Below are 4,656 nucleotides of genomic sequence, written 5' to 3'. Positions count from 1 at the left end.
CAGGTGCGGCGGCTGACGACGGCCGATTTGATTTTCGTCAAATCGCCTTCGTTGTACTCGGGGTATTCCTCGTACAACCACGAGCAGATGACGAAGCCGAGGATGCTATCACCGAGGAATTCTAATCGCTCGTTGCTCGCCAAGCGATGCGATGCCCCTGAAGCGTGCGTCAATGCGAAACGCAGCAACTCCTGATCTTTGAACTGATAATCGATCAGTTGTTGGCAACGGATCAGTTTCTCGGAGTGATCCAGGTCACCGCTTTCGTCGCGAGGCGACGCGACCAGTCGTACGTCGTCGCCGGTGCCGGGTGGGTCGAAATCGATCACCGGCTTGGATCGTTCCTGGTCGAGATCGTCTGGATCCTTTTCGAAAGAATCGTCGTGATCGTCGGAGCAATGGAGGTGATCGGTGAGGGAACCGGCGGGGGCCAGTTCGGCGTCATCGGATTCAGAATCAAGCGGTAAAGACAAGGTTCTTGCGTGCGAAAGAGTCGTGCGTTGGTAAGGCACGTGCCAAACCGCACCACTCGCACGACGCCTCGATCGGGAGACACCCCGAGGCGCGGACGCAGAGAGAAGCAGCTGTGACACGTGAGGCAAACCAAGGCGCAACGTCTGATGCAGCCTTGCATGCCATCCATGTCACACGCCGGCGAACGGGTCCAGCGGTTCCGATTCGAACCAAACCAGACCGACCCGCCCGCCGGTGTGCGACGCGATGGTTGTACCTTAACAACTGCGGACCTTCGTGGGTAGTCCGATCGGTCTGAAAAGGGGGCGTCGACGTGACGCGATTCGGCCTGGAATCCGGTCGCACGAACGTTCACCACAGAAAAAACGGGCAATTCATTCAGCGGCGAAGATTTTCTGCGCGCTCCGAAAGCGTTCGATCGCACTAACATGCAGATAGCCATGAATATGACAGCACCCATCGAACAGAACGACGATTCGACGACTGGTCGGATCGACAGCGCCACGATCGAGCAATTCGGCGACGCCGAGTTGCTCGACGCCTGGACAAACGATCGTCTCGGGGCGGCACTCGCGGTTCTCGTCGGACGGTACAGCAGAATGGTTTTGACCGTTTGTCGTCGGAAATGCCGTAGCGCCGCCGATGCCGACGACGCGTTCCAAACCACGTTCTTATTGCTGGCCAAGAACAGCGCGAAAATCTCCCGCCCGGAATGTCTGCCCGGTTGGTTACATCGCGTCGCCCATCGTGCATCGATCGCCACCCTTGCCGATCGCAAACCAAACCACGAGCCCATGACCGAACCTGTGTTGGACGATGATCCGCTGGAACGCATCACGCAACAACACGACGCCATCGTCTTGGATGAAGAACTGGCCGCGCTGCCGGAACACTATCGGGCCGCAGTCGTGATGCAGATCTACGACGACTACTCGTTGGAACGTCTGGCCGAACATTTCGAAACCTCACTGGGATCGATACGCGGTCGCCTGCAACGCGGCAAGAAACTTCTGGCGAATCGCTTGCGACGACGCGGGGTGGTTCCCTTGCTGGCCGTCGCCGCAGCCGGATCCGTCACGCTGACCGCCGATGAAGTTTCGGCCGCCAGCACCTCGTTTCTCTCGTCACTCACCGAAGGGCCGCTACCGGCTCCACCGATTCAGGAAAACCTACTCCACCCTCTCGTCAACTCAGGAAAACGAATCATGACCCCTTGGAATGTTGCCGGCGGCCTGACCGCCGCGGGGACCCTCGCCGCGCTGTTGACCTTGCCGGGTTTCGGATCCGATGGATCGTCACCGTCGGGACAAACGCAAGCTCCGATCACGCTTGGATCCGCCCCCGATGCCGTCGTGGCCCAGTTCGCTTCACCGGGCAAGAAGCCGCTTGCCGCACCGGTCGCCACACCGCCGCCATCGAACGACCAAGCCGTTGAAACACCGACCGCCTTCGTGCCGGTTGGTGCGCCGAAGGCAACGGTATCGACCGTACCGGCTGTTTCATCCGCCGACCAACAGACCGTCTTGCGGAGGCGCTTCCGACCAGCCTCCCCGTCCGGAGAGTTGGCCAATGCGCTCGCCGAAATGATGGACGAACAAGTCGAGCTTCAAGTCGGCGGATCGTTGGGCACCCTCGTCGATCAACTTCAGGACCAAATTCAGCAACCGGTCCTCCTCAGCCCTCGCGTGATGCAATACGCGCAGCTCGAACCCGATGCCGAGCTCAACTACAACGCTCGCCCCGAGCCGCTACGCACCGCACTTCGCAAACTGTTGCAGCCATTGGGGCTCAAGGCGACCATCGAAAGCGAAGGCTTGGTGATCACCGCCGACCACAGCGAACTCGTGCATCGTGGAATCGGCACCGATCAGTGGCTCAGTGTGAACGACGCCATGATGCGTCAGGCGGAAGAGAAATTGGCGAAAACGAACAGCATCACGTTTTTTGAGAACCCACTCTCCGAAGCAATCTCGCAATTGAGCCAGACGTTGGATCTGCCGATCGTGATCGACAAACGTTCGCTCGAAGACATCGGCATCGATGCCGATGTCCCTGTCGTCGCGGACGTCCAGTCACTTTCCGGCTATGACATGATCTCGTTGGTGCTACGCCAACACGACCTGGCCCTGACGGTAAAAGACAACCTTCATACCGTGGTCGCCGAAGACTACGGCGACGAACACTTGCTCGGTCGCGTTTACTGGCTCGAGGGCATCGGCCTTGGCGGAGACTTTGACAGCCTGATCAGTCTGATCGAAACCACGATCCACTCGGATCAATGGGAGTCGCTCGGTGGCAGTTCAACGATGTCGCCCGCTCCTGGCAACCGTCCCGGACTGGTCGTCAGCACGACGTACCAAACGCATCGGCAAATTGAACAGTTGCTTCAAGCCCTCCGCGAAAACTCATTCGGGCTCGATGCCGTCGCCGAGGAAGTCGAAGTTCCCGCTCCCCCGCAAATCCTTCGTGGGGGATTTCAGAGTGGAGGCGGTGGGGTCACCGGAGGAGGCTTCGGGGAGCAGGGCGGTGGCTTCATGTAGGCCGGTCCGCATCTCCGCGAGGCTTCAAGGCCTGTTGATTTCATCGATGTTCCCAAATCAACAGGCCGTTCACCGACGCGTCGCAAGATAGATCGCTTCGCCGGTGAACACGCGACGAAAGTGTTCGTCATCCCACAGACGCCAGCCGACCGCCGGGTCAGCGACTCTCCAACGCCCATCGGCCAATCGGCTATGCACGACGACCGCGTGTCCTTCGCCATCGGTCCCGAGCAACCGGCGGACCGGACCGCCGGCCCGAGGATGATCACTGAAGCGGACGACGGCCACGTTGGGCAATTGGCCTCGGGCCCGCCACAGCGTTGGATCCTGGTCGGCGACTTCGACCTGTTGTGAACTGTCGGCAACGGCGATCCGCAATCCACGAATCAAGCCCAGTGAAGACGTCCCTTGGTTGCTGGTCAAACACGCATCGGCCATCCATTGCTCGGCCGACGCCAGCGGTGCACCAGCCCACTGTCCGTCAGCGAACCTCAACCGTGCCGAAGTGGTCAGCGCCGTTTGGTGAAGTAATGTCGCCGCGGCCGCGGGACCGCAACTGGCTTCATGACTTTGTAAGCAGACTCCGTCTTTCCAAGTTGCCGCCCGGTCCACTTCGATCGGAAACAATTGGGGGCGAAGCACCGGCAAGACCAAGAACCCGATCGCAAGCAGCGCCATCAACCCGGCGACGCCGTGCCGACACGCCGCTCGCAACGCAGACACTTCGGAGGCCAAGCCGGCGCTAAACGACAAAAACACCGGCACCCAATTTGCCCAACAAAGTGCTGCCGGCGTGGGAAAGGCATGGGCCCAAGACAACCGATTGGCAAGACCGAATGCGAACACCAGCGAAAAAATCAAGCATTCGGCCAGCAGCAGGGGCTTGTTCTGGTAGACCGATAGCGACAGTCGCCGTCCCGCGACAAACGCGAGGGTGGAGACCGTGGCGATAAAACCGATCGCGATCCAAAGGTCCATTCCCATTGCCCAATTCTCTGGGGGGTATCTCTCGGGAAAATCATAGCAAACCCGTCGCCATCCAGGCGATTGCAAAAAGATGCCATGCGATTGCCCATGAAGATAGCATGAAGACAATGTGTGCGCAAAGTTTAGAAAGCGGTTCAAGGGACCGTGGCAAACGCCGGTTTCTGCGCGAATCAGGCGGCGATCCAGATTTTCATGATTGCAATCTCGGCGCTGTCTCGTTTTGTCGGTCGCGTTGCAGATAAATGATTTCGACCGATTGACCGATCCGGTAACCCAGATCAGACGCATAGATCACAGCCGGACCGGGGCTGGGAAACCAGGTCGCCCAAATCGGGAGGCACCATTGTCCGGTTGCCAGTTGTAGACAGCGTGGGGACGCGTCGTCGGTTTTCGCGTCAGCGGCGTCCGGCTTCTTTGCGATCAGCCAGCCCGCCTCCAAGCCGACTGCCACCGCTGGGGCGGTCCCCACCCACCGCTCCCTGCATTCAAGATTCCCGTCAGTGCGGCGGGTCGCGCGGGGGGGCAGTGCTCCCGCACCGGGATCAAATGGCTGACAATAGGGATGCTCAAGTCCGCGATAAAGTTCCGGCATTTCAAACTCCCTGAAATGGCACATGGTTGAGACCGCCCATCGGGTGGCTGAGCCAATCTGGTG

General features: G+C 59.7%; 4 protein-coding genes. 1 reads left to right on the top strand and 3 read right to left on the bottom strand.

The window, feature by feature from the left end; translation table 11 throughout:
• The coding region (locus ABX749_RS22875) for a ribonuclease III domain-containing protein (RefSeq protein WP_372898025.1) at positions 1 to 473 on the bottom strand (473 nt) is incomplete at its 3' end.
• Positions 474 to 914: 441 nt separating this feature from the next.
• Here ABX749_RS22875 and ABX749_RS22870 point away from each other — a divergent pair.
• Positions 915 to 3,014: a sigma-70 family RNA polymerase sigma factor gene (locus ABX749_RS22870; RefSeq protein ID WP_372898024.1), complete on the top strand. Its 2,100-nt coding sequence runs from the start codon at positions 915 to 917 to the stop codon at positions 3,012 to 3,014.
• A gap of 69 nt (positions 3,015 to 3,083) precedes the next feature.
• On the opposite strand, the gene ABX749_RS22865 is transcribed toward ABX749_RS22870, so the two are convergent.
• Both ABX749_RS22865 and ABX749_RS22860 read right to left on the bottom strand, forming a co-directional pair.
• On the bottom strand, positions 3,084 to 3,998 hold the full coding sequence (locus tag ABX749_RS22865; protein WP_372898023.1) for a peptidase C39: 915 nt from the start codon (positions 3,996 to 3,998) through the stop codon (positions 3,084 to 3,086).
• Positions 3,999 to 4,191: 193 nt separating this feature from the next.
• Positions 4,192 to 4,470, bottom strand: a complete 279-nt coding sequence (locus tag ABX749_RS22860; RefSeq protein ID WP_372898022.1) for a hypothetical protein — start codon at positions 4,468 to 4,470, stop codon at positions 4,192 to 4,194.
• Positions 4,471 to 4,656 lie beyond the last annotated feature (186 nt).

Source organism: Stieleria sp., assembly GCF_041595215.1.
In the GTDB taxonomy this organism is placed as follows: Bacteria; Planctomycetota; Planctomycetia; order Pirellulales; family Pirellulaceae; genus Stieleria; species Stieleria magnilauensis.
This window is presented reverse-complemented; position numbering and strand designations above follow the sequence as displayed.

Bases quoted from the DNA above. Each gene is read 5' to 3' on its own strand.
- ABX749_RS22870 (WP_372898024.1), top strand. From the start codon at position 915: ATGAATATGACAGCACCCATCGAACAGAACGACGATTCGACGACTGGT.
- ABX749_RS22865 (WP_372898023.1), bottom strand. From the start codon at position 3,998: ATGGGAATGGACCTTTGGATCGCGATCGGTTTTATCGCCACGGTCTCC.